This is a genomic window from Arthrobacter psychrochitiniphilus (genome assembly GCF_003185915.1).
Classification (GTDB): domain Bacteria; phylum Actinomycetota; class Actinomycetes; order Actinomycetales; family Micrococcaceae; genus Specibacter; species Specibacter psychrochitiniphilus.
Map to the genome: position 1 here is coordinate 276,899 of NZ_QHLZ01000004.1, position 21,422 is coordinate 298,320.

The 21,422-nt window shown below is 61.0% G+C and carries 22 protein-coding genes; 16 read left to right on the forward strand and 6 right to left on the reverse strand.

Annotated elements, in window-relative coordinates; translation table 11 throughout:
• The first annotated feature begins 11 nt into the window (after positions 1-11).
• Both CVS29_RS08500 and CVS29_RS08505 read left to right on the forward strand, forming a co-directional pair.
• On the forward strand, positions 12-650 hold the full coding sequence (locus CVS29_RS08500) for a TrmH family RNA methyltransferase (protein WP_218912998.1): 639 nt from the start codon (positions 12-14) through the stop codon (positions 648-650).
• A gap of 107 nt (positions 651-757) precedes the next feature.
• Positions 758-2,743, forward strand: coding sequence for a S53 family peptidase (locus CVS29_RS08505; RefSeq protein WP_245932125.1), 1,986 nt, complete (start codon positions 758-760; stop codon positions 2,741-2,743).
• Here the strand turns inward: CVS29_RS08505 and CVS29_RS18435 are convergent, their stop codons facing one another.
• Positions 2,744-2,884, reverse strand: a complete 141-nt coding sequence (locus CVS29_RS18435; protein WP_170120937.1) for a hypothetical protein — start codon at positions 2,882-2,884, stop codon at positions 2,744-2,746.
• A gap of 56 nt (positions 2,885-2,940) precedes the next feature.
• On the opposite strand from CVS29_RS18435, the gene fbaA reads away from it, so the two are divergent.
• Together fbaA and CVS29_RS08515 are read left to right on the forward strand one after the other, a co-directional pair.
• The gene (fbaA, locus tag CVS29_RS08510; protein ID WP_110105885.1) at positions 2,941-3,963 is read left to right on the forward strand and encodes a class II fructose-bisphosphate aldolase; all 1,023 of its coding nucleotides are present in this window, start codon (positions 2,941-2,943) and stop codon (positions 3,961-3,963) included.
• Position 3,964: 1 nt separating this feature from the next.
• The gene (locus tag CVS29_RS08515; RefSeq protein WP_110105886.1) at positions 3,965-4,390 is read left to right on the forward strand and encodes a DUF3151 domain-containing protein; all 426 of its coding nucleotides are present in this window, start codon (positions 3,965-3,967) and stop codon (positions 4,388-4,390) included.
• A 119-nt stretch (positions 4,391-4,509) separates the two neighbouring features.
• Here CVS29_RS08515 and CVS29_RS19205 read toward each other — a convergent pair whose 3' ends face one another.
• Complete coding sequence (locus CVS29_RS19205; protein ID WP_308467750.1) at positions 4,510-5,277, reverse strand: DUF2249 domain-containing protein; 768 nt, start codon at positions 5,275-5,277, stop codon at positions 4,510-4,512.
• A gap of 144 nt (positions 5,278-5,421) precedes the next feature.
• Between CVS29_RS19205 and CVS29_RS08525 the strand changes: the two genes are divergently transcribed.
• Genes CVS29_RS08525 through CVS29_RS08535 form a run of 3 tightly spaced genes read left to right on the forward strand, consistent with a single transcriptional unit; the run spans position 5,422 to position 10,030 of the window.
• A complete protein-coding gene (locus CVS29_RS08525; RefSeq protein ID WP_110105887.1) occupies positions 5,422-6,171 on the forward strand; it encodes a helix-turn-helix domain-containing protein in 750 nt (249 codons plus the stop codon).
• Positions 6,168-7,310 carry a hypothetical protein gene (locus CVS29_RS08530; protein ID WP_211315107.1) on the forward strand — a complete coding sequence of 381 codons (1,143 nt, stop codon included), beginning with the start codon at positions 6,168-6,170 and terminating at the stop codon, positions 7,308-7,310. The genes CVS29_RS08525 and CVS29_RS08530 overlap by 4 nt, the downstream gene beginning before the upstream one ends.
• Positions 7,307-10,030: a multicopper oxidase domain-containing protein gene (locus tag CVS29_RS08535; RefSeq protein ID WP_245932126.1), complete on the forward strand. Its 2,724-nt coding sequence runs from the start codon at positions 7,307-7,309 to the stop codon at positions 10,028-10,030. Before CVS29_RS08530 ends, CVS29_RS08535 begins: the two co-directional genes overlap by 4 nt.
• 15 nt (positions 10,031-10,045) lie before the next feature.
• Here the strand turns inward: CVS29_RS08535 and CVS29_RS08540 are convergent, their stop codons facing one another.
• Positions 10,046-11,698: a DHA2 family efflux MFS transporter permease subunit gene (locus CVS29_RS08540; protein WP_110105888.1), complete on the reverse strand. Its 1,653-nt coding sequence runs from the start codon at positions 11,696-11,698 to the stop codon at positions 10,046-10,048.
• A gap of 280 nt (positions 11,699-11,978) precedes the next feature.
• Between CVS29_RS08540 and CVS29_RS08545 the strand changes: the two genes are divergently transcribed.
• From CVS29_RS08545 to CVS29_RS08560, 3 genes are all read left to right on the forward strand, one after another.
• Positions 11,979-13,271, forward strand: coding sequence for an adenylosuccinate synthase (locus tag CVS29_RS08545; RefSeq protein ID WP_110105889.1), 1,293 nt, complete (start codon positions 11,979-11,981; stop codon positions 13,269-13,271).
• A gap of 497 nt (positions 13,272-13,768) precedes the next feature.
• Positions 13,769-14,575, forward strand: coding sequence for a carbon-nitrogen hydrolase family protein (locus CVS29_RS08555; RefSeq protein ID WP_110105890.1), 807 nt, complete (start codon positions 13,769-13,771; stop codon positions 14,573-14,575).
• Between the two features lie 63 nt (positions 14,576-14,638).
• Complete coding sequence (locus tag CVS29_RS08560) at positions 14,639-15,154, forward strand: SUKH-4 family immunity protein (RefSeq protein ID WP_110105891.1); 516 nt, start codon at positions 14,639-14,641, stop codon at positions 15,152-15,154.
• Between the two features lie 80 nt (positions 15,155-15,234).
• On the opposite strand, the gene CVS29_RS08565 is transcribed toward CVS29_RS08560, so the two are convergent.
• The 3 genes from CVS29_RS08565 to CVS29_RS08575 all read right to left on the reverse strand — a co-directional run bounded on the left by CVS29_RS08565 (position 15,235) and on the right by CVS29_RS08575 (position 18,127).
• The gene (locus CVS29_RS08565; RefSeq protein WP_110105892.1) at positions 15,235-16,131 is read right to left on the reverse strand and encodes an ABC transporter permease; all 897 of its coding nucleotides are present in this window, start codon (positions 16,129-16,131) and stop codon (positions 15,235-15,237) included.
• Positions 16,128-17,165: an aliphatic sulfonate ABC transporter substrate-binding protein gene (locus tag CVS29_RS08570; RefSeq protein ID WP_110105893.1), complete on the reverse strand. Its 1,038-nt coding sequence runs from the start codon at positions 17,163-17,165 to the stop codon at positions 16,128-16,130. Before CVS29_RS08570 ends, CVS29_RS08565 begins: the two co-directional genes overlap by 4 nt.
• An 89-nt stretch (positions 17,166-17,254) precedes the next feature.
• Complete coding sequence (locus tag CVS29_RS08575) at positions 17,255-18,127, reverse strand: ABC transporter ATP-binding protein (RefSeq protein ID WP_110105894.1); 873 nt, start codon at positions 18,125-18,127, stop codon at positions 17,255-17,257.
• Between CVS29_RS08575 and CVS29_RS18440 the strand changes: the two genes are divergently transcribed.
• The 6 genes from CVS29_RS18440 (at position 18,128) to CVS29_RS08600 (ending at position 21,390) form a co-directional block, all read left to right on the forward strand.
• Entirely contained in the window at positions 18,128-18,280 is a 153-nt protein-coding gene (locus CVS29_RS18440; RefSeq protein WP_170120938.1) for a hypothetical protein, read from the forward strand.
• A 130-nt stretch (positions 18,281-18,410) separates the two neighbouring features.
• Positions 18,411-18,827 carry a CoA-binding protein gene (locus CVS29_RS08580; protein WP_110105895.1) on the forward strand — a complete coding sequence of 139 codons (417 nt, stop codon included), beginning with the start codon at positions 18,411-18,413 and terminating at the stop codon, positions 18,825-18,827.
• A gap of 54 nt (positions 18,828-18,881) precedes the next feature.
• Positions 18,882-19,841: a polysaccharide deacetylase family protein gene (locus CVS29_RS18835; protein ID WP_245932127.1), complete on the forward strand. Its 960-nt coding sequence runs from the start codon at positions 18,882-18,884 to the stop codon at positions 19,839-19,841.
• Between the two features lie 10 nt (positions 19,842-19,851).
• A complete protein-coding gene (locus tag CVS29_RS08590; RefSeq protein ID WP_110105896.1) occupies positions 19,852-20,421 on the forward strand; it encodes a dihydrofolate reductase family protein in 570 nt (189 codons plus the stop codon).
• Positions 20,421-20,828, forward strand: coding sequence for an MmcQ/YjbR family DNA-binding protein (locus CVS29_RS08595; protein ID WP_110105897.1), 408 nt, complete (start codon positions 20,421-20,423; stop codon positions 20,826-20,828). The genes CVS29_RS08590 and CVS29_RS08595 overlap by 1 nt, the downstream gene beginning before the upstream one ends.
• A complete protein-coding gene (locus CVS29_RS08600) occupies positions 20,812-21,390 on the forward strand; it encodes a DUF1990 domain-containing protein (RefSeq protein ID WP_110105898.1) in 579 nt (192 codons plus the stop codon). Before CVS29_RS08595 ends, CVS29_RS08600 begins: the two co-directional genes overlap by 17 nt.
• Positions 21,391-21,422: the final 32 nt, after the last annotated feature.

The following is a 21,422-nucleotide window of genomic DNA, read 5'->3' on the forward strand; positions in this document are numbered from 1 at the left end:
CAGATGATGCTTTGAGCCCCGAGCATCCGGAATTGCACCATGAAGTCGGTCTTGGTCCGTGGGAGGGGCCGCTACCTGAAGGGGACCAGTGGGACCCTGAACTCCTGGCCAACGGGGACCGGCGCAACGTTCTGGACGAGTACCGGTACTGGTCTATGGAAGCCATTGTGGCCGAGCTGGACACCCGCCGCCACGACTTCCATGTGGCCATTGAAAACTGGCAGCATGACATGAACATTGGCACCGTAGTGCGCACCGCAAATGCGTTCCTGGCCAAGGAAGTGCACATTATTGGAAGGCGGCGGTGGAATAAGCGTGGCGCAATGGTCACCGACCGCTACCAGCACGTCCGCCACCACCCCACCGTTGAGGACTTTGTTTCGTGGGCACAGGGTGAGGGTTTGGTGATCATTGGCATCGATATTTTCCCGGACTCCGAACAGCTGGAAACCTATGAACTGCCCAAGAACTGCGTTTTTGTTTTTGGCCAGGAAGGCCCCGGGCTAAGTGATGAGGTGCACGCCGCTGCACAAACCACCCTGTCCATTGAACAGTTCGGCTCCACCCGCTCCATCAACGCAGCCTCGGCCGCCGGCATTGCCATGCACGCATGGATTCGCAGGCACGTCTTCAACCAGCATGTGCTTTAAATAAAAGATTCATAGCTTCTTCCCAGACTCTAGTCAGCCAAAACACAGCGGGTCTAGGCTCGGCAGTGTGCGGGCGCAAAGGGTGCCTGCCCGGTGAAGGATCTCTGATGAGAACATCATTCAAACCGCGAAAATTTTTCAGCAAAACTCTGGCCATCGGTGCTGCCATGGCCTGCGTTCTCGCCTTTGGCACGACAGCGGCAACGGCCGCCCCAACATCCTCAGACACGGCGTATCCCGGCGGTGTGCCCAGTTGGGCCCAACCGGCAAACAATGAGGGGGCCGCAGCCGCGGACACAACAGTTGAAGGCGAAATTTACTTCCAGCTCCGCGATCTCAGGGGCGCCAAGGCGCTGGCCACGGCAGTCTCCACACCCGGAAACCGCAGCTACGGCCAGTGGCTTTCGCCGGCCCAATGGATTGGCAGGTATTCGCCGACCCAAAAGTCGTATGACTCCGTGCTCACCTACCTCAAAGATCAGGGTTTGGTTATCACCGGAACGCCTGAGAGCCGCCTGTTCGTGGTGTTTCGGGGCACCGTGGCACAACTGAACGCCACGTTTAACGCCGAGCTACACAACTATGACTTCAAGGGAACCACTGTGGTGGGCCCGTCCAAGGCGCCAACCCTGCCGGCGAGTATTGCGGCCCCGGTTGCCGGGGTCTCGGTTGATCAGGGCAGCCTGCTCACCCACCCGAACTACGCCACGCCCGACGGCGGCACCCAGCCAACGCCGCAGGCGCGCCACACCCAGCCGCCAGCACCAACAGCGGCCTGCTCAAACTACTTTGGGCAGCACAGCGATACGGTTCCCAGCGCCTATGGCAAGACCAGCTATCCGACGTACGTGTGTGGTTACACTCCACATCAGATCCAGTCTGCCTACGGCAAGGGCGATCTGACCAAGACGGGCCACGGCCGCCCAGCCGCTGACGGCAGGGGGCAAACCGTGGCGATCATTGACGCCTACGCATCGCCCACCATGCTCTCAGACATTAACACGTACTCGGCCACCTATGGGTTGCCGCAAATGGATGGGCACAGCTACCTGCAGATTGTCCCAGATCCCAGCGAGTTTGTTGATCAGGATCTCTGTGGCGGACCTAGCGGATGGCAGCCAGAACAGGCCCTTGACGTGGCCTCAGTCCACGGCACAGCACCTGCGGCCAAGATCCTGTACGTTGGCGGGTTCAACTGTGGCGGCGGGCTGGACGTTGCCATGTCCAAAATCCTCGACCACAAACTGGCCAACATTGTCAGCAACAGTTACGGCAACCTTGGCGAGGCGCTCCCGGCGGATGTCATCCTCGGCGAGGTCAACATCCAACTGCAGGCAGCAGGTGAAGGGATCGGGTTGTACTTCTCCAGCGGTGATTCGGGCGATGAAGCCGCAAACCTTGGCTACACATCCCCGGACTTCCCTGCCAGCTCGCCGTGGGTCACCGCGGTGGGAGGCACAAGCCTTGCGGTGTCCAAGAAGGGCACGTACATGTTTGAGACAGGGTGGGGCAGTGTGCGTGACCAGATCGTTGACGGCGCCTATGTATCGGCCCTCCCCGGGGCCGAATTTCGTGGAGGTGCCGGGGGCGGCGTCAGCGCAGTCTTTGCCCAACCCACCTACCAAAAAGGTGTGGTGCCCCGTTCGCTCTCACTCGGCCAGCGGGTTGTACCTGATATTTCCTCGCTGGCGGATCCTTACACCGGATACGTGATCGGCATCAGCCCCATCAACAATGACAGCACCCTGACCACCGATCCTTTCACCATCCAAACGTACGGAGGCACGTCCCTGGCCGCGCCCTTGTCGGCCGGACAGATGGCTGTGGCCCAGCAAGTCAGCGGCAAAACGCTCGGCTTCGCGAACCCCGTCATCTACTCCACCAGCCGCCAGCAACGGGGAACGTTCACCGACGTGGTATCGCCGCGCAGGCAACAGGCACTGGCATTTACCAGCCCTAGTACGGGGAACCAGTACCTGGTATCGATGAACCTTGACACGTCCCTGACCACCACCAAAGGCTATGACAATGTCACGGGCATCGGCAGTATGAACTACGGCTTCGCCCTGGCCATCAGCCGGCACGGCAGATAACTACAGCAAGCACACCAGCACGACGGCGCGTCCCGGCACTGAAGCCGGGGCGCGCCGTCGTGCCTGGCCAGTCCACAAATTGGGCAGCAGCGACACGAACTTCGCTGCCGTGAGGGCACTGGCTAAGATGGGAGTAGTCATGCGGGAGCTGGCCTGTTGCCAGACTCTTAGTACCGTTCAGCCCAGAGGAGCTTTCAATGCCCATCGCAACACCGGACAAGTATGCCGAAATGATCGACCGCGCCAAAGCTGGCGGATTCGCCTACCCGGCGGTCAACGTGACGTCTTCCCAGACACTGAACGCAACCCTCCAGGGCTTCGCCGATGCCGGAACTGACGGCATCATCCAGGTTTCCACCGGTGGCGCAGCCTACTGGTCCGGCGCCAGCGTCAAGGACATGGTTGCCGGTTCCTTGGGCTTCGCAGCGTTCGCACGCGAAGTTGCCAAGAACTACCCCATCAACGTGGCCCTGCACACCGACCACTGCCCCAAGGACAAGCTGGACGGCTTTGTCCTTCCCCTCTTGGAAGCTTCCGAGGCTGAGGTCAAGGCCGGCCGGGACCCCATCTTCAACTCCCACATGTGGGATGGCTCGCACGAGACTCTCGAAGAGAACCTGCGCATTGGCCGCGAACTGCTGGCCCGCACGCACGCAGCCAAAATGATCCTTGAAGTTGAGATCGGTGCTGTTGGTGGCGAAGAAGACGGCGTTGAGAACGCCATCAACGACAAGCTGTACTCCACCATTGAAGACGGCCTGGCCACCGTTGCCGCGCTGGGATCAGGCGAATTTGGCCGCTACATCACGGCACTGACCTTCGGTAACGTACACGGCGTGTACAAGGCTGGCAACGTCAAGCTGCGCCCGGAGCTCCTGAAGGAAATCCAGGCAGCTGTTGGCGCCAAGATCGGCAAGGAAAACCCCTTCGATCTGGTCTTCCACGGCGGCTCGGGCTCCTCTGACCAGGAAATTGCTGACGCCGTTTCCTTCGGTGTCATCAAGATGAACGTCGATACCGACACCCAGTACGCCTACACCCGCCCTGTGGTTGATCACATGTTCACCAACTACAACGGCGTGCTGAAGGTTGACGGCGAAGTGGGCAACAAGAAGACCTACGACCCCCGCGTTTGGGGTGCAGCCGCCGAAAAGGGTCTGGCAGCACGCGTTGTTGAAGCAGCCTCACAGCTGGGCTCCGCTGGCAAGACGTTCAAGTAATATGAGCGATTCTTTCCGCCGAAATCTCCTCGGTCCCGAGCCCACGTTGCTCCCGGTCGAGGCGGAGGTCCAGTCACGTCTGGATGCAGGGGATGAGGCCGTTGACCTGGCCGCTACCAACCCGACGTCATCGCTTTTGTGGGCCATTTTGGCAGACGAGGCATATGCCGAGGGCCGGACCATTGAGTCCTACGCGTATGCCCGCACCGGCTACCACCGCGGCTTGGACGCATTGCGCCGCAACGGCTGGCGCGGCACGGGTCCGGTTCCCTACACTCATGAGGGCAACCGCGGATTCCTGCGGGCGCTCTATGCTCTGGGACGGGCCGCCGGCGCCATTGGTGAATCCGATGAAGCTGCACGCATCACCACGTTCCTGAACGACTCCGACCCGTTGGCCACGGCCGCGATCGAAGCCGCTCTGTAAGGTCCGCGCGTTTCGTTTCCAAAAGGGACGGCGCTTGCGGATTCGGACACCTGTCTACCGGTGTCCGAATCCGCAAGCGCCGTCTTTTTTGTGTTCGAGTGCCGGCTGAAGCGTCCGCGTTAGTTTCGGACCATGGACAGCTTCCACAATTCCGGACCGTTCTCCACGTAGGTGACGTCAAACTTACCGGCCGAGCGCTGTTCCAGTTGGGCTAGTAGCGGCAGCGGGTTGTGATTGGCGATCAGCAGAATGCCTTTTCCTGGGTTCAGTCCCTCCAACGCGCCGAAAATGGTGGCGTGGCGGATGGCGTGGGGGATGACGCGCGTATCCAGCTCTGACAGGCCTGGCTCGTCGTGCCCGCCGCAGGCACACCCGCCCAACGCCGGCGCCTGGCTCGGCAGCGCTGTCCCGGCGGTGCGTGCCGGGAGGATTGCCGCGAGTGAGAGCGTTGGTTCCTGCGCCAGAGCCGGCAGCAACAGCTCATTGGCCTGGTTTAGGAACGCAGTGGCGGCTTCTTGTAACCGGCCGTCGGCATGCACCATTTTCAGTGACAATTCTTGAACTTCCAAGCCCTTTGTTGCCTCGATGAGCCGGGCATGGTGCCCAGAAGCCAAGGCGGCAACCACGTTCAGTGGCCCGGCTTCTTTGTTTGCTGCAAGGAAGGCCCCTGACAGTGCTGCGGCCAAGGGAAGCAGTTCCTGTTCGGCAAATTCAACCAATGCGCCTTGATCTGCTTCTACCAGAGACGCCCCGGAGGGGTTGGCGGCAGCCGCGAGCAAGTTATTGCTCAACGTCCCTAGGGTGCCGGCGGCTTCCGCCAGCCGGGTGTGCGCCTCCTCGAGGGCTGCTGCCTCGGTGGCGGATGAGGCAAGGATGAGGTTGTTCACGAGGGGAACCTTTCATAACGGCGCGAGCGTAGCGGGGAATGGAGATTATGCGAATATATTACTACACTTAATTCCGTGGAAAATAAACTAGCGGTTGCACCACCAAACGGGCCCAGGCAATGCGGCGGTGAACCAGTAATTCCCATGTCCAAAGCGCGGACCACCGTGCTGGCCCGCTTGCGCCTGCATGATGCCACCTTGAGCGTTGAAGAGCTGTCTGCGGAAACGGGCCAGCACCCCAACACTGTGCGCGAGCATCTAGAAGCGCTCGTAGAGACTTCCTATGCAACAAGGACTGCAGCGCCCAAGGTGGGACGCGGCCGGCCAGCCTGGCAGTACCAGGCCTCCGCTTCGCCGGCCGGGCCTGTTGGTTATGCGGCGCTGGCAGCGGCCCTTGCCAAACACATTGCCCTCCACAGTCACCATCCTGCTGCCGAGGGAGAAGCCGCGGGGCGTGCCTGGGCTCAAGCCCTGAAGCCTGCCGGAAATTCGCCAGATAATCTGCCAGAATTCAGCGCCGCTACGGCTCCTGAGGGCGGAGGCGCCGCGGCTAAAACCATCAGCAAGGCCGCCGCTAAAACGGCGCGGTCAGGTGTCAGTAATGCTCTGGTCGAGGCAGGGTTTGGTGTCCAGAAAAATCGGGACGCAACGGAGCTGGTGCTGACAACCTGCCCCATTGTGGAGGCCGCCCGGGATAATCCGGAGGTGGTATGTGCCGTACACCTGGGCCTGGTCAAGGGACTCCTCACAGGTAGTGGACTTGCCGAGAGTGAGGTGGAGTTGTTGCCGTTTTCCGGACTGGGCCGGTGTACTCTGCACCTCCCGCTGGGTGCCGCGGCTGGCACACAAGCAACAGGTAAAGAAACAACAGCTCACGCAGCCGGAACTCCATGAAATCCACCGCCGCCGTTGGAACAAGCGCAAAAGCTGCACCGAAACGCAAAATCAGTGTGCTGCGCAGACCCGTTTTCCGGATGTTGGTCCTGTTGCCGGCCGGGGTGGTCCTGATGATTGGGTTGAACGCTGGTCTGCAGCTTCTGGGTACGGATGCGCCGCTGAAAGTGGACCGCTTCCCACAAGTCCACGGCATGGCGTTGGTCCTCAGCTTTGTGGGCACAGTCATTGCCCTTGAACGTTCGGTGGCCCTGAATAAGGCGTTGGGCTACGTCTCCCCGGCACTGCTGGGAATCGCCGGGCTGCTACTGATTTCCCCGCTGGAGCTGTGGATTGGTAAGACTGTTTTGCTGGCCGGGACCATCGCCATGACTCTGGTCTACCTCCCATTGTGGCGCCGTCAGTATGAGAACGTGGTGCTCATTCAGATACTGGGTGCCATCAGCGCCATTGCCGCAGCAGCCCTCTGGTTGCGGATCCCCAGCATCCCGGCGCTGTTGCCCTTTCTGATCACCTTTGTTGTTCTGACCATTGCGGGGGGACGCCTGGAACTGGCACGGATCGGCATCCGCAGCCCTCACGCCGAGCCACTCCTGCTGGCCAACTCCTTGGCCCTGCTCGGCGCCACCTGCGCAACACTGCTGTGGCCCGCCGTGGGCTACGCGCTCTACGGCGTTCTGCTCCTGAGCCTCGTCGCCTGGCTGACCGGGTACGACGCCGCCCGCAAAACCATCCGCGGTGTGGGGCTGCCGCGCTACATTGGCGCGTGCCTTCTGGCGGGTTATGGCTGGTTGGCTGTGGCCGGCGTGGTGCTTGCCCTGCAGGAGGGGCCACTGACCGGCGCCTCCTACGACGTCGCCATCCACGCCGTCTTCCTTGGTTTTACGATCTCCATGATCATGGCGCACGCACCCGTGATCCTGCCCGCCGTGCTGCGCAAACCACTGCCGTACACGCCCGGCTTCTGGTTGCCGGCGGCCCTGTTGCACCTGTCCCTGATCATCCGCTTGGGAATGGGCGACGGCGCGGGGAACCACGGCGCGTGGGTCACCGGCGGCGTCCTGAACGTCATCTGCATCCTGTTGTTTGCCGTCATGGCCATCTGGCAGTCCACCCATGCAAAGAAGGTAACAGCGTGAGAATCGGCTCCGCACCCGCAGCCTCCGGTAACTTGGCGGCCAAGCCGTCCATGGACAGATCCCGCTGGCATCTGCGAGCCAATGCGCCGGCCGTTCTGTGGCTCGTGGTCCTGGTGGTGGTGGTTCTTTTCCACCGCAACATTCCTGTCTCCAGCTGGCTCATGGTGCACTTGCTGTTACTTGGCGCAGTGACGAACTCGATCCTGGTGTGGAGCTGGCACTTCGCCCAAGCGTTGTTGCGCGGACCCACGCCCAATAACCGTGCCATGGTGGCCCGGCTGGTCGCTTTGAACATCTCCATTGTGGTGGTGGTTGTGTCCATGGTGGCCAATATCTGGCTGCTGACGCTCCTTGGCAGTATTGGTGTTGGGCTGGCGGTGGCGTGGCATGCACTGGTTCTGGGTATCCGCGCCCACAAAGCCTTACCGTCCCGCTTTGGGCCTACCGTTTGGTACTACGTTGCCGGGTGCCTGCTGCTTCCCGTGGGTGCAGGGGTGGGGGCTGCGCTCGCCGCCGGTCTCACAGGTGAAGCGCATGTGCGGTTGCTTTTGGTTCATATGAGCGTGAATATTTTGGGGTTTGTGGGGCTGGCCGTGCTGGGGACGTTGATGACGTTGCTGCCCACCATGCTGCGCACCAGAGTGGCCGACGGCGCTGAGGCAGTAGCGCGGCGAGGTGTTGTTCCGCTGTTGGCCGGGGTGCTTTTGACCGCAGCCGGTGCCGGGGCGGGGGTGCTGTTCCTGTGTTCCGTGGGGCTGCTCGTTTATCTTGGCGGGGTGGCATATATTTTGTGGCCGCTGGCCAAGGTTGTACGGGCTAAGCCACCCACCACGTTCGCTCCGCTTTCTGCCATTGCAGCCCTGCTGTGGTTGCTGGTGGGGCTGATTTGGCTTGTGGCGCTGACGTTCACCAGCAGCGGGTGGGAGAGCCTGCACCACGGAATTGATGCTGTTGTGCCGGTACTGGCCGCCGGATTTGTGGCACAGGTGCTGGGCTCCGCGTTGACCTACTTGATGCCCGTGGTGTTGGGCGGCGGCCCGGCAGCTCTCAAACGCAGAACAGCGGTGCTCAATCAAGCTGGTTGGTTCAGGGTGGCACTGACTAATGCTGCACTGGTGGTGTCGCTGCTGCCCGTGCCCAGTCTTGTACGGGTAGGCACCTCCGTGCTGGTCCTGGTGGGGTTGGCCTGGTTCCTGCCGCTCTTGGCGATGGCAGTACCCAAAAAATCTTCGGACGCTGTGCGGGCGCCAAGAGCGCCAGCGGCTGAAACAGAGCCCGGCGCCAAGGCTCCGTCCACGGCCCCTGCGAGTGCGGGGTATGACCCCGCCCCGCGCAGGAGGTTGGGACAGGCCGCGGCCGCGCTTGCCGTGGTGGTACTTGTTATTGTGGCGGGAATTCTTGCCGATCCACAGGCACTGCCAGGGGTCACAGGCGCGAATACCGGGCAAACAGCTCTCACGGCCACCGGTGAAACAACCACGGTGGAGATGAGTATGAAAAACATGCGGTTCAGCCCCGAAAGCATCGAGGTCCCGGTAGGCAACAAGCTGGTGATCAACCTGGTCAACAATGATGACATGGTCCATGACCTGGTGACCGCCATTGGCAAAGATTCCGGGCGTCTTTATCCCGGGCAGAAGACTACGGTGGACGTGGGTGTCATTGGCGCTGATATTGCAGGCTGGTGCAGTGTTGCCGGGCATAAACAGCAGGGCATGGTATTTAGCATTGTGGCCACGGGTGTTGCGCCCGCTGCGCCAGCCACCCCCGGCGACGGGATGGACATGCCCGGGATGGATCATGGGCCGGCCGGGCCGCCCGCCGTGTTCGATTTCATGAAAGAACCGGCTGCCGGATTCACCGCGCACAGCGCCGTGCTGCCACCGCTTCCTGCCACGGCGCAGGGGAGCGAACCCGCCGGGACCGTGCATGAGCTGACCATGAAGGTGACAGAGGAGGAACGCGAGGTATCCCCTGGCGTCACCCAAAAACTGTGGCTATTCAATGGCACAGCCCCCGGGCCTGTGCTGCACGGCAAGGTGGGCGACACGTTCAAGATCACCCTCGTCAATGACGGCTCCATGGGGCACTCCATTGACTTCCACGCCGGTGCCCTAGCCCCCGATAAACCCATGCGCACCATCAACCCGGGGGAATCGCTGAGCTACAACTTCACGGCCACGCGCGCCGGAATTTGGATGTATCACTGCAGCACCATGCCCATGAGCCAACACATCGCCAATGGCATGTTCGGCGCCGTGGTCATTGACCCGCCCAACCTGAAACCGGTGGACAAGGAATACGTCCTGGTGCAGTCCGAGATTTACGCGGGGCCGCAGGGCGGGGTGGCGGACTTGGCCAAGATCCAGGCCGATGACCCGGACGCCGTGGTGTTCAACGGCTACGCCAACCAGTACAAGTTCAGCCCACTGCCGGCAAAGGTGGGCGAGAGGGTGCGGATCTGGCTGCTCGACGCCGGACCTAGCCGAGCGAGCTCGTTCCATGTGGTGGGTGGCCAGTTCGATACCGTGTGGAGTGAGGGGCGGTACCTGCTGGACGGGACCGACCCGGCTGCGGGTGCTCAGGTGCTGCCGCTGGCCGCAGCTCAGGGCGGGTTCGTGGAGCTGGAATTCCCCGAGGCTGGCAATTACCCGTTCGTCTCACACAGCATGGTCGACGCCGAACGCGGCGCCGCCGGGGTGTTCCACGTGGAGAAATAGCTTGTAGCCAGCCGTTCAGGACCCGCCCTCACGTGCGGTTCTACGTGATGCGGCGGCCACAAAGAACGAGCCCACCAGGCCGATGAACAAGAACATGGCTGCGGCAAGGACCGCAGCGCTCGCAGCCTGGGCGAAACCGGAGGACATCGCCTCCACCGCGGCGGGACCGGCAGCACCGAGTGGACCATGCGTGCCCAGTTGCGCCAGTTGAGGCACGACGCCGCCCGCTGAGTCACGCAGTTGCCCCGCCAAGGTGCCCACCTGACTTGCGGGGAGTCCTTGCACCGCTTCGAGGGCCTTGGTGCCGGCGGACACCGCAAAGTGGGCCAGTACAGTGCCCATGATGGCCGAGCCGAGGGCCGCACCGAGCTGCCGCACGGTGCTTTGGGTGGCAGAGCCCTGACCGGAGACGGTCGTGGGGATGTCAGCTAGAACCGTGCCCGTCAACTGTGCCGAGGCCAAGCCAAGGCCCAACCCGTAAACCACCAGCAGGGCCGCGATCAGCCAGATGGACGTGGTTGAGGTGATGACCAGGGCCAGCACCAGTAGCCCTGCCGTCTCCAGAGCCAAGCCAATGATGACCACGGTGGGCGGCCCCAAACGGGAGGCCAAGTGGCGGGCGGAGGCACCAGAGAAGAACGCGCCCAGGGCCATGGCTGCCAGGACGAAGCCGGCGTCGAGGGTCCCCAATCCCAGAATGTTGATCAAGTACAGGGGCAGGATCAGGAGTAGGCCAAATTCTCCGATGGCCACCATAGCCGCCACTGCGTTACCCCAGGAAAATGTCCGGACGCGGAACAAGGTCAGGTCCAAGATGGCGGAGCGGCCAACCGTGGCCCGGTGCTTTTCCCACAGTACGAAGCTGATGAGTAAAACAATGCCTGCGGCCAGGGTCAGCGGTACGGCAGAGATGGTGGCGTCGGCAGGCCAGCTGATCAGGCCAAGTTTCAGGGCACTCTTCGCGGACCACCAGCCCAGCGTTGGCCCCTCGATCAAGGCGAACACAAACAGTCCAAATCCGGCGGCGCTGAGCAGCAGGCCCAGAATGTCGAAGCCGGCAGCGTCATTGGGGGAGCGGGTTTCCGGCACGAAGAGCACGGCGCCCACCAGCACGGCAAGGCCCAGGGGGATGTTCACAATGAAGATCCACTGCCAGGCGAAGGAGGAGGTCAGCCAACCACCCAGCAGCGGGCCTATTGCCGCCATCCCGGAGATGACAGCACCCCAGATGGCAAAAGCCGTGGTCCGGTCCTTGCCGAAAAAGGTGGAATTGACGCTGGAGAGGGTCGCAGGGAGTACGGCCGCACCACCCACACCCTGCAGGACGCGGCTAAGGATTAACCCGCCGGCGTCGTGGGAGAGTGCGGCGAAAATGCTCCCTGCCATGAACAGCACCACGCCAGCCATGAAGAGTTTGCGGCGCCCTATCCGGTCACCCAACCGGCCACTGCTCAGCAGGAGGGCGGCCAGGACCACCGAATACAGGCTGTTGACCCATTGCGCTTCATTGAGGTCCAAGTGGAGGTCCGCAATGATGGTGGGCAGCGAAACGCCAACAATCGTGCCGTCAATGACAATCATGGACAGCCCGGCGGCCAAGACGCCAAGCCCTGCCCACTTGTTCCGGGAGGTTCCTGTGGAGCCAGCACTTACCTTGAGCTGTTGCATAACTTCAAACTATGCCCGGAGGCTCGAAGGCGGATCAACCATCTGGTTGATTGAGGTTTATGCCACTGAACTTGGACATTGTTGTAGTCAATGTGCGCCTTTGGGGGCCGTACAGTAAACTTACGGGGTAAGACCCCCTTGATCGGACGCTTATATTGCCGTAAAACAGCAAAAGCGCAGCGATTCCCAAGGGGCATTTTCGTGTCCGGACACCGTACGGCGGAACTACCGCCGAACACTGCAGTGCCCGGCTCAACTTATGAGCAAGGGGGAGGGTCCCATGCCAGCAATCGTAATCGTCGGAGCCCAATGGGGTGACGAAGGTAAAGGCAAGGCCACAGATCTTCTAGGTGGTTTGGTCGACTATGTAGTGAAGCCCAACGGCGGTAACAATGCCGGGCACACCGTTGTTGTAGGCGGTGAGAAGTATGAGCTCAAGCTCCTTCCCGCCGGTATTCTGAGCCCCAACGCAACACCCATCATTGGCAACGGCTGTGTGGTCAATCTGGAGGCGCTCTTCGAGGAAATCGAGGGACTCCAGGCACGCGGCGCTGACACATCCAAGCTGCGCATTTCAGCTAACGCCCATCTGGTGGCTCCGTACCATCAGGTACTGGATAAGGTCACCGAGCGGTTCCTGGGCAAGCGCGCCATTGGCACCACGGGACGCGGCATTGGCCCGGCCTACATGGACAAGGTGGCCCGCCTGGGCATCCGCGTTCAGGACCTCTTTGACGAGTCCATCCTGCGCCAAAAGGTGGAAGGCTCACTCAAGCAAAAGAACGAGCTCCTCGTGAAGGTGTACAACCGCCGCGATGTGGAGGTGGAGGAAATTGTTGACTACTTTCTCGCCTTCGCCGAGCGCGTACGCCCCATGGTCATTGACGCAACCTATGTGCTCAATGAGGCCCTGGACCGCGGCGAAGTAGTGCTCATGGAAGGCGGCCAGGCCACGTTCCTGGACGTTGACCACGGCACCTACCCGTTCGTCACCTCCTCCAACCCGACCGCCGGCGGCGCCTCGGTTGGCTCGGGCATTGGCCCCACTCGCATCACCCGCTCCGTGGGCATCATCAAGGCCTACACCACGCGTGTTGGTGCCGGTCCGTTCCCCACGGAACTCTTCGATGACATGGGCATTTACCTGCAAAAGACCGGCGGCGAATTCGGCGTCAACACCGGCCGTCCTCGCCGCTGCGGCTGGTATGACGCCGTCTTGGCCCGCCACGCCTCCCGCGTGAACGGCTTCACGGACTACTTCGTCACCAAGCTGGACGTGCTCACCGGCATCGAGTCCATCCCTGTTGCCGTAGCTTACGACGTTGACGGGGTGCGCCATGATGAAATGCCCATGACACAAACCGAATTCCACCACGCCAAGCCCATTTTCGAGTACTTCCCGGGCTGGACCGAGGACATCACCACGGCCCGCACCATGGAGGACCTACCCGAGAACGCGCGCAACTACATCCTTGCGCTCGAGGGCATGTCCGGCACCAGGATCTCCGCCATTGGCGTGGGCCCGGACCGCGATCAGACCATTGTGCGCCACGATCTGATCAACGACAACTAGCCCAACCCGGCCAAAGTGCAAAGACTAGGACGGCCCTGGAACGTAAGTTCCCGGGCCGTCCTTACCTTTTTGCCAGGCTGGAACAGGTGCCCTCTCCTGGCACCTTCCCTTAATGAACTCCGGAGAGCGCAAGCTGGACCGCGGCCTCGGCATGCAACAAGGTGGTGGGGAAAACGGGCACGGGGCTGGCGCACCAGCGATTCAATGATCTCAATGTAGCGCCGGCTTGAGCCTTCCGAGACGATTCCCCGCACCAGCTCGGAGTAGATAATCCGGTAAAAGTCCTCGTCCGTGATGCACCGGGCCGAGTGATGCCCGCCCAAACTGTCCCGTGTCATCTCATTGATCAGCCGATAGTACAGGGCAGAACTTTCCTAGCTCATACCGCCCAACAACCCAATAGCCTTCATCAGCGCATCTTACTTGCGCACCGCCGTGGCGTGGCGGCGGACGGACTAGGCTGGATGCACAGCAACCGAACGGAGAGGACCATAGCCATGAAGGTCAGCGTTGGACAATTTAACCCAGGCGCAGAAGTTAGTGCCAATTTGGCCACCATGGGCATGCTTGCGGCAACCGCGGCTCAAGAAGGCAGCAAGCTGATCGTGTTCCCGGAGGAGGCCATGTTTTCCGTGGGGCAGGTCAAGGGCGACTTCGCCGCAGCCGTCGATGCCCACTGGACCACCTTTGTGCAGGGTCTGTCCCTGATCTGCTCCGAAATAGGGATTGCCATCATCGCCGGCGGCTACGAATCCAGTGGCGAGAACCGGCCCTACAACACCGTGGTTGCCCTTGACGAGACCGGCGAGATCCTAGGCACTTACCGCAAACTGCACCTCTACGATGCCTTCTCCTACCAGGAGTCCACCCGGATCAAACCCAGTGACCGAGGGATTGCTGTTGTGGAAATAGGCGGTTTCAAAGTTGGCATCATGACTTGTTATGATCTTCGCTTCCCGGAGTTGGCCCGGGCGTTGGCCCTTTCAGGGGCAGAGCTGATTTGCGTATCCGCAGCGTGGTTCAAGGGCGAACACAAGATTGATCACTGGGAAACGCTGTTGAAGGCCCGTGCCATTGAAAACACCTGTTGGGTGGTGGCTGCCGGAACCTCCAGCGACCATTGCATTGGGCACTCCGCCATCCTTGATCCCATGGGCATTGCCATTGACTTCCTCAATGATGAGGCGGAAGGAGTTGCCACCGCCGATGTTACCCACCGGCGCATTGAAGAAGTCCGCGAATTCCTGCCGGTGCTGCGCAACCGCCGGTTCGAGAACAACACAGCGGTGGTTCCGGCCGGCTGAAAATCCACCGTTGACGCGAGTTGATGCTGTGGTTAGTGTCAAGACTAAGGGCAGGAGGAAATCATGAACGACGCCAGTATTTGGGCGGTGTTGGAAGCGATGTACCCGGTAGCGCTCGAGGATGTTCCCTTGGATGGGCAGTGGCTCAAACCGCCCTTCGCTAATGACAGCTCCGGACGTGCAATTGTGTGTAACGACGGAGATTTCCAATTTGTTGTGGTGGATCGCAACAGCTCCGCCATGTTGTACGTCTGCGAGGACGATGAAAGCATCATTGCCTCATCACTGCAGAGACTACCTGCCATTGTTGCCGCCTGGGGCTCCATCGACAGGGATACCGCCGGGCCCGAAGATGACGAAGACTTCTCCGAGGTCAAAAAGTCATTCGAGACCCAATTGCAAGCCCTTGACCCGGCCGCAGCCGCCGCCAATGAGTTTTGGGCACTGTACACCGACGAGCTCACGAGCGAAGACTATGTGGACATTGACGATCTTCCCGCTGAGGAAGAGGATGAGCCCGCATCCGACTCCGGAGATAACGAACGGCCAGGCATCGACGAATCATTCGTGGACGCCTGACCATTGTATGCCTGTATGCCTGGACGCTAGGGCCATGGCTGCTGAAGCTTAGGGTTTAGCGGCTGGGGGTTGTTATTTTTCTACGTCCATCTGCGCACAGCCCACTTCTCGGCCACGCCCAACAGGGCATCCGTGGCCTTGCCTAGGATAGCCAGCAGCACAATAGCTAGCAGCAGCCGGTCCGTACGGCCATTGTTTTGCGAATCCGTGAGCAGGAATCCGAGCCCCATGGAGGACGCAATGAGCTCTGCCGCCACGAGGAACAGCCACGCCTGAGCCAGGGCCAGGCGAAGGCCAGAGAAGATGGCCGGGACCACCGCGGGCAGCTGGATTGTTGTCAGCAACTTCAAGCCCTTCAGGCCAAACGCGCGGCCGGCTTCCACGAGGTTCTTGTCCACGTGACGCAGAGCCAGTGAGACGGTAGTGAAGACGGGAAAGAACGCGCCAATAATGATGAGCGTGATCTTGGAATCCTCCCCGATCTTCATCCACAGAATCAACAACGGAACCCAAGCCAGCGAGGGGACGGCGCGCAGGGCGCCAAGGGTGGGGCCGAGCAGGATGTCAGCCACCTTGGACAGCCCCAACAATGCGCCCAGTCCCAAACCTAGAAGGGCTCCACCGGCAAAACCGAGCAGCACACGCTGGGTGGAAATAGCCACATGGCCAAAGAGCTCATTACGCTCAATAAGCCCCCTGCCGGCCTCAAAAACTGCGGCCGGCGGCGGTAGTTGAACAGCGGAGAACAGCCCTGCCGCCGTGCTCAGCTGCCAGGCCAGCAACACCAAGGCCGGGAAGATCAGGCCCAGGCCCAGTACTACCCAGCGGTTTCCCAGCAGCTTGTTGGCCGCCGGAACTGCTCGTGTGGGAGAAGAGCCTGTCCGTGGCAGAAGGTTCACGCCTGTTGCGGCGAAACCCTCCACACTGCTGGGGACGGTGCTAGAACCCGTAGCGCCGGGGTTGCCAAGGTCAATCATGATGCGTCCTTGATGGAGGAGGCATCTGCCTTCTTAGCCAGTGAGTCATCGAGTAGGGAGTTCAGTGCGGCATCAACCTGACCCTGGTTTTCAACATCGCCCAGGGCCACGAAGGTGGGGCCGATCTTGGCCAGTACAGCACGCTGCTTCTCGCCCGGGACACCGCTAACGTCCAGGTTGCTGCGCTCCGCGATGACGGTGGTGGCAACGGGCAGGTCCAATCCGGCAACGTTGGCCAGGACCTGTGCCGTCTCTTCGGGATTGGCCACTGCCCAGATGCGGGCCTTCTCATAGGCGTCCACAACGGTCTGGGCCAGTTCGGGGCTGCCCGTGAGGAAGGACTCTGTGGCGTTCAAGAAACCGTAGGTGTTGAAGTCCAAGTTGCGGAAGAAGAGCTTGCTGCCGTTCTCTTGCGCCCCGGCCATGATCGGGTCCAGACCTGACCATGCATCTACGGAACCGTTCTCCAAGGCGGTGCGGCCGTCCGCATGCTGCAGGTTCTGCACGGTTACGTCCGAGGTGCTCAATCCCGCCGATTCGAGGGCCTGCACCAGGAAGAAGTAAGGGTCCGTTCCTTTGGTGGCAGCTACATTCTTGCCCTTGAGCTGCTCAACTGAGGTGATGGCCGAACCTTTGCCGGTGACCAGAGCAGCCCACTCTGGCTGCGAATAGATGCTGATGGTCTTGATGGGTGAACCATTGGCGCGGGCCAGCAGAGCTGCGGAGCCTGCTGTAGATCCAACATCAACAGCGCCCGAGCGCAGCGCCTCATTGGCCTTGTTGGAACCGGCAGACTGCAGCCAGTTAACCTTCACGCCCTTCGGTGCGAGAGTAGCCTCGAGCCAGCCTTTCTCCTTGATGACCAAAGAAAGCGGGTTGTAGGTGGCGAAGTCTATGTTCAAGGTGGATTTGCTCGCGGCGGCAGCATCGCCGCCAGCCTTTTCGCCCGAGACGCAACCGGTCATAGCCAGAGCGGAGACGGCAGCGGCGGCGCCGAGGAAGGAACGGCGGTTTAAATGGCGTGAAACAGACATGGAAGATCCTCACAGGGGTGGTTTTTGAAAGTCGGGTACGCAAAGGATGGGGGCGCAAAAAGCATGGTGCTTTGGCGGGGACTAGCTGATTAGTGGTGCGAAACACCGAGGCTGGCGAGCAGTGAACTGCGCAGTTGTGCCAGCGAAGCGTTGCTGCGCGGACGTGCACCAGGAACCTCAACGGTGCGCACAATAGTGGCACCGCTGTGGACGGAACTTTTCGCTGTGCCTGAGTCATCACTGCCAAGGACAATGATGCGGTCTGCCAGGGCCAATGCCTCGTCAACATCATGCGTCACGAGCAGCACGGTGGTGGGCTCTGCAGTGTGAATTTCCAGCAACAAGTCCTGCATTTTTATCCGTGTCAACGCGTCGAGCGCACCAAAAGGCTCATCCAATAGCAGCACACCCGGGTTGCGGGCCAAGGCGCGCGCCAGTGAGGCACGCTGTGCCATACCGCCTGAAATCTCACGCGGACGGTGACCGGCAAATTCGCTCAGACCTACCAGAGCCAGCAGGTCCTCAACCGTTGACGGGACTCCGCGCCGGCGCTTAGCCGAACCGGACGGAAGGCCCAGCGCCACGTTCTCTGTCACGGACTTCCACGGCATGAGCCGCGGTTCCTGAAAGGCAAAGGCGCAGCGCGGATCAATCCCCGAGACTACGGAACCGTCAATGAGGACCTCTCCGGCAGTGGGGGAGTCAAGCCCCGCTGCGGCACGCAACAGAGTGGATTTGCCGCAACCGGACGGGCCTAGAATTGCTACTATTTCTCCGGCACGCACAGTGAAAGTGACATCTTCCAACACAGTCCGCGAGGTGGTGCCCTCGCCGAAGGAACGGCCCAGGCCACGGAAGGAAACTCCCATGGCTGTGGTTCCGGCGTGGGTGTGCCGTGGAGTGGTGGCGGGTTTAGGCAGCGGTGCGGCGGTGGGCTGCGCCGAGGCAAGGGTGGTGCTCATATGGCTACTCCATCGGTCCTGGCAGTAGCACCCTACGGTGAAACGTCTTACGGTACCGGCCTGCAAGGCCGGAACCGTACCCAGACGAATTCCTTGTTATTGAACGGCATCGGGGACGATGACCGCCAACCAGGGTTGCTGCGGCTTCACTGAGCCAGATCTCTCGGCCGCTCGGGATGGTCACTTTCAAAGTAGCCTGATGGCCGCTGTAAGGCGAAATTTGATGCACACTTGCCGTAACAATTGCCGCGGCAAGAAAGGTTGGGGGAAGTAGGCTCGAGCTATGGATTATCAAAACAACCCTGCCGTCATTGAGCGGCTCCTAAAGACCCCGGCACGCTGGGCTGTGGTGGGGCTGTCCAATAACCCGCTCCGCGCAGCCCTTGGTGTCTCTTATTTTCTGCAGCAGGAGCTGGGCCATGAGATTATTCCCGTGAGTCTGAAGGGCGAGGACGTTCATGGGGCAAAGGGCTACAAGATGCTGTCCGAGATTCCCGGGCACATTGATGTAGTTGATTGCTTTGTAAACTCTCAGCGGGTGGGTCAGGTGGTTGACCAGGCCATTGCGGTAGGTGCACAAGCCGTGTGGCTGCAATTGGGTGTGATTGATAAGGACGCCGCGCAACGCGCCCGGCTTGCGGGACTAGACGTGGTCATGAACACCTGCCCCAAGATTGAGGCAGTCAGACTGGGAATTTAGGTCCGGCCACGGCACACCCCCGCACCAGCTTGTGAGCAAACTAAGAAGGTAGATATGCCACGTCATCTTGACCGCAGTCCCCGCCGGGGGGCTCTGTTCAGTTTCATAGCTCTCGCCGTAGCCATTGTCCTCGTGGCAACCGGGATCTGGTGGGTGGCAGCCCATTTCGAGCCCACCGCGCAAGAGCTGTCACAGCCGGGAGCCAGTACATCCAGCCTTGCGGACAGCACTGCAGCGGACAGCACTTCAGCCCACAGCCCTTCAGCCTCGAGCGCCCCCGCCGCAAGCACCCCGGCACCAGGTGCCACAACGACGCCAACACAAGGTCCGGCGTCGTCTATTCCCACCAGCGCAACCACCAACCCGGCAACCGGGCGGGTGGATACGCTGGATGGATTGGTGCCTGACTACGTGCTGCCACCCATTGAAAACGGGATGGTGCCAGTGTTGACCAAGATTCCCACCGAGCAAAAAGTGGTTTTTTTGACCATCGACGACGGTGCCGTGAAACGGGATTCGGATCTGGCGCTGCTTCAGAAGCACGGCATTAGGGCGTCACTGTTTCTGGCTAAGACTTTTATTGCCGGGTCACCGGATTTTTACCAGCAATACATAGCGGCCGGGCACCTCATCGAGAATCACACCATGAGCCACAACTTGGACTTCATTCACCTCAGCTACGCGCAGCAGAAGGCCGAAATTTGTGGCATGGCAGACTTTGAGGAGCAGCAGTTTGGGCGCCGACCGGTCTTCTTCAGACCCCCTGGGGGGCCCTACACTATGGCGATCCGGAAGGCTGTAGCGGAGTGCGGCATGAAGGCAATTGTGGACTGGGAGAGCAAGGCAAATGCGGGAGGAATGGACTACCAGGTGGGTGCGGGGCTGCGCCCTGGAGACATAGTGCTGATGCACTTCCGGCCAGAATTTCCGGCCGATCTGGCAGCCTTCCTCAAGGCTCAGAAGGCGGCCGGGCTCAAGGTGGTCCTGCTGGAGGACTACCTGGGTGTGAAGTAGCGTTGAGACCATGACGCGCATTGTTTATTACACGGCAACCACGATCAACGGTTATCTGGCTGACAGTGCGAACTCCCTCAAATGGCTGTTTGCCGTGGACACCGAGGGCGGGCCGGACATTGGCGCGTTCATGGACACGGCAGGGGTGTTTGTGGAGGGCTCCACCACCTACGAATGGGTGCTGCAAGCGGAAAACCTGCTCGCGGAACCCCACAAGTGGCAGCCATTCTACGGCGCTAAGCCCACCTACGTCTTCACCTCACGCGAACTGCCCGTACCCGAAGGGGCCGACGTCCGCTTTGTCCGCGGAGCCGTACCTGAGGTGCTGGAAGAGATCAGGGCGGCCGCTGGCGAACTGAATGTGTGGGTGGTTGGCGGCGGTGATCTGGCCGGGCAGTTCCTGGATGCGGGGGCGCTGGACGAACTCGTCCTCACCCTGGCCCCAGCCACCCTTACCTCTGGCGCGCCTCTGCTGCCGCGCAATGTGGGAACGGATCGGCTAAAACTTCGCAGCGCCGTGCAGCAGGGCGCATTTGCCGTGCTGAACTATGAGGTCCTGGCGCTGGGTGGTGAGTCGTAATGAGCATTACCGTAGATACTTTACGCACAGCCGCGCTGGCTTTAGGTGGAGCGTATGAGGACTTTCCGTTCGGGCCGGAAATCAGCGTGTTCAAAGTCAAGGCGCCCAGCAGCGGCGGGGTAGAGCGTGCTGGGAAGGTGTTCGCCCTCGGCAACCTCGATAGTGAACCCTTGAGTATCAGCCTCAAATGCGACCCCGAACTGGCCCCGGCCCTGCGGGCTGCACACCCTGGCATCACGGGTGCCTATCATATGAACAAACGGCATTGGAATGGCGTTGACACCTCCACCGTGGAGGCGCAGATGGTGTTGGAAATGCTGGAAGACTCATACGATCTTGTGGTGGCTGGGTTTCCCAAGAAACAGCAACTTGCATTGGAGTGGAACGCATATGTCGCCAAAAGCTGACAGAGGTTCGTTGGATTACCCGTATCTGGGCCTGACCCGCCTGGCCGCGCAACAAGCTGCCGCAGACATTGACTGGCCCAAGGGCTTTAATCACGTGGACAAGACGCTCGCCGTAGGGGCCGGGCAAGAGGGCTTTGACGCGCTGGCTGAGGGCATCATGAGCTGGGAAATTCAACGCCGTGCCGGGCTCGAAGTTAACGCTCCGCCGCGGGCCGTTGTTGGCGCGCGGGTTATCAGTGGATTCGGGGTGGGTGCGCTCCGTCTCCCCATCCCGTGCGAGGTGGTGTGGGCCATGGAACCGCAATGGGCGCCCAGCCCTGACGGACAGGATATTGAACTTGCCGGTTTCGGATACGGAACCTTGCCGGGGCACCCGGCGCTGGGTGAGGAAGCATTCATTGCCATGAAGAAGCCCGACGGCGGCGTCCACTTCAGGCTGTTGGCGTTCAGTAAACCGGCGGGCCTCATCTACGCTTTGGGATCACCCATTACGAAGTTGACCCAAGCGGGCGTGACCCGGTCATATCTGCAAGCAGCCCGGACGTTAGCCGGCGGCTTCTAGCAAACCGGGTGGGCCCACAACTCCTTGGGCCC

Coding starts and splice junctions, on each gene's coding strand:
- CVS29_RS08505 (WP_245932125.1), top strand. CDS start 758: ATGAGAACATCATTCAAACCGCGAAAATTTTTCAGCAAAACTCTGGCC.
- CVS29_RS18435 (WP_170120937.1), bottom strand. CDS start 2,884: ATGACTACTCCCATCTTAGCCAGTGCCCTCACGGCAGCGAAGTTCGTG.
- fbaA (WP_110105885.1), top strand. CDS start 2,941: ATGCCCATCGCAACACCGGACAAGTATGCCGAAATGATCGACCGCGCC.
- CVS29_RS08515 (WP_110105886.1), top strand. CDS start 3,965: ATGAGCGATTCTTTCCGCCGAAATCTCCTCGGTCCCGAGCCCACGTTG.
- CVS29_RS08525 (WP_110105887.1), top strand. CDS start 5,422: ATGTCCAAAGCGCGGACCACCGTGCTGGCCCGCTTGCGCCTGCATGAT.
- CVS29_RS08530 (WP_211315107.1), top strand. CDS start 6,168: ATGAAATCCACCGCCGCCGTTGGAACAAGCGCAAAAGCTGCACCGAAA.
- CVS29_RS08540 (WP_110105888.1), bottom strand. CDS start 11,698: ATGCAACAGCTCAAGGTAAGTGCTGGCTCCACAGGAACCTCCCGGAAC.
- CVS29_RS08545 (WP_110105889.1), top strand. CDS start 11,979: ATGCCAGCAATCGTAATCGTCGGAGCCCAATGGGGTGACGAAGGTAAA.
- CVS29_RS08555 (WP_110105890.1), top strand. CDS start 13,769: ATGAAGGTCAGCGTTGGACAATTTAACCCAGGCGCAGAAGTTAGTGCC.
- CVS29_RS08560 (WP_110105891.1), top strand. CDS start 14,639: ATGAACGACGCCAGTATTTGGGCGGTGTTGGAAGCGATGTACCCGGTA.
- CVS29_RS08565 (WP_110105892.1), bottom strand. CDS start 16,131: ATGATTGACCTTGGCAACCCCGGCGCTACGGGTTCTAGCACCGTCCCC.
- CVS29_RS08570 (WP_110105893.1), bottom strand. CDS start 17,165: ATGTCTGTTTCACGCCATTTAAACCGCCGTTCCTTCCTCGGCGCCGCC.
- CVS29_RS08575 (WP_110105894.1), bottom strand. CDS start 18,127: ATGAGCACCACCCTTGCCTCGGCGCAGCCCACCGCCGCACCGCTGCCT.
- CVS29_RS18440 (WP_170120938.1), top strand. CDS start 18,128: ATGGCTACTCCATCGGTCCTGGCAGTAGCACCCTACGGTGAAACGTCT.
- CVS29_RS08580 (WP_110105895.1), top strand. CDS start 18,411: ATGGATTATCAAAACAACCCTGCCGTCATTGAGCGGCTCCTAAAGACC.
- CVS29_RS18835 (WP_245932127.1), top strand. CDS start 18,882: ATGCCACGTCATCTTGACCGCAGTCCCCGCCGGGGGGCTCTGTTCAGT.
- CVS29_RS08590 (WP_110105896.1), top strand. CDS start 19,852: ATGACGCGCATTGTTTATTACACGGCAACCACGATCAACGGTTATCTG.
- CVS29_RS08595 (WP_110105897.1), top strand. CDS start 20,421: ATGAGCATTACCGTAGATACTTTACGCACAGCCGCGCTGGCTTTAGGT.
- CVS29_RS08600 (WP_110105898.1), top strand. CDS start 20,812: ATGTCGCCAAAAGCTGACAGAGGTTCGTTGGATTACCCGTATCTGGGC.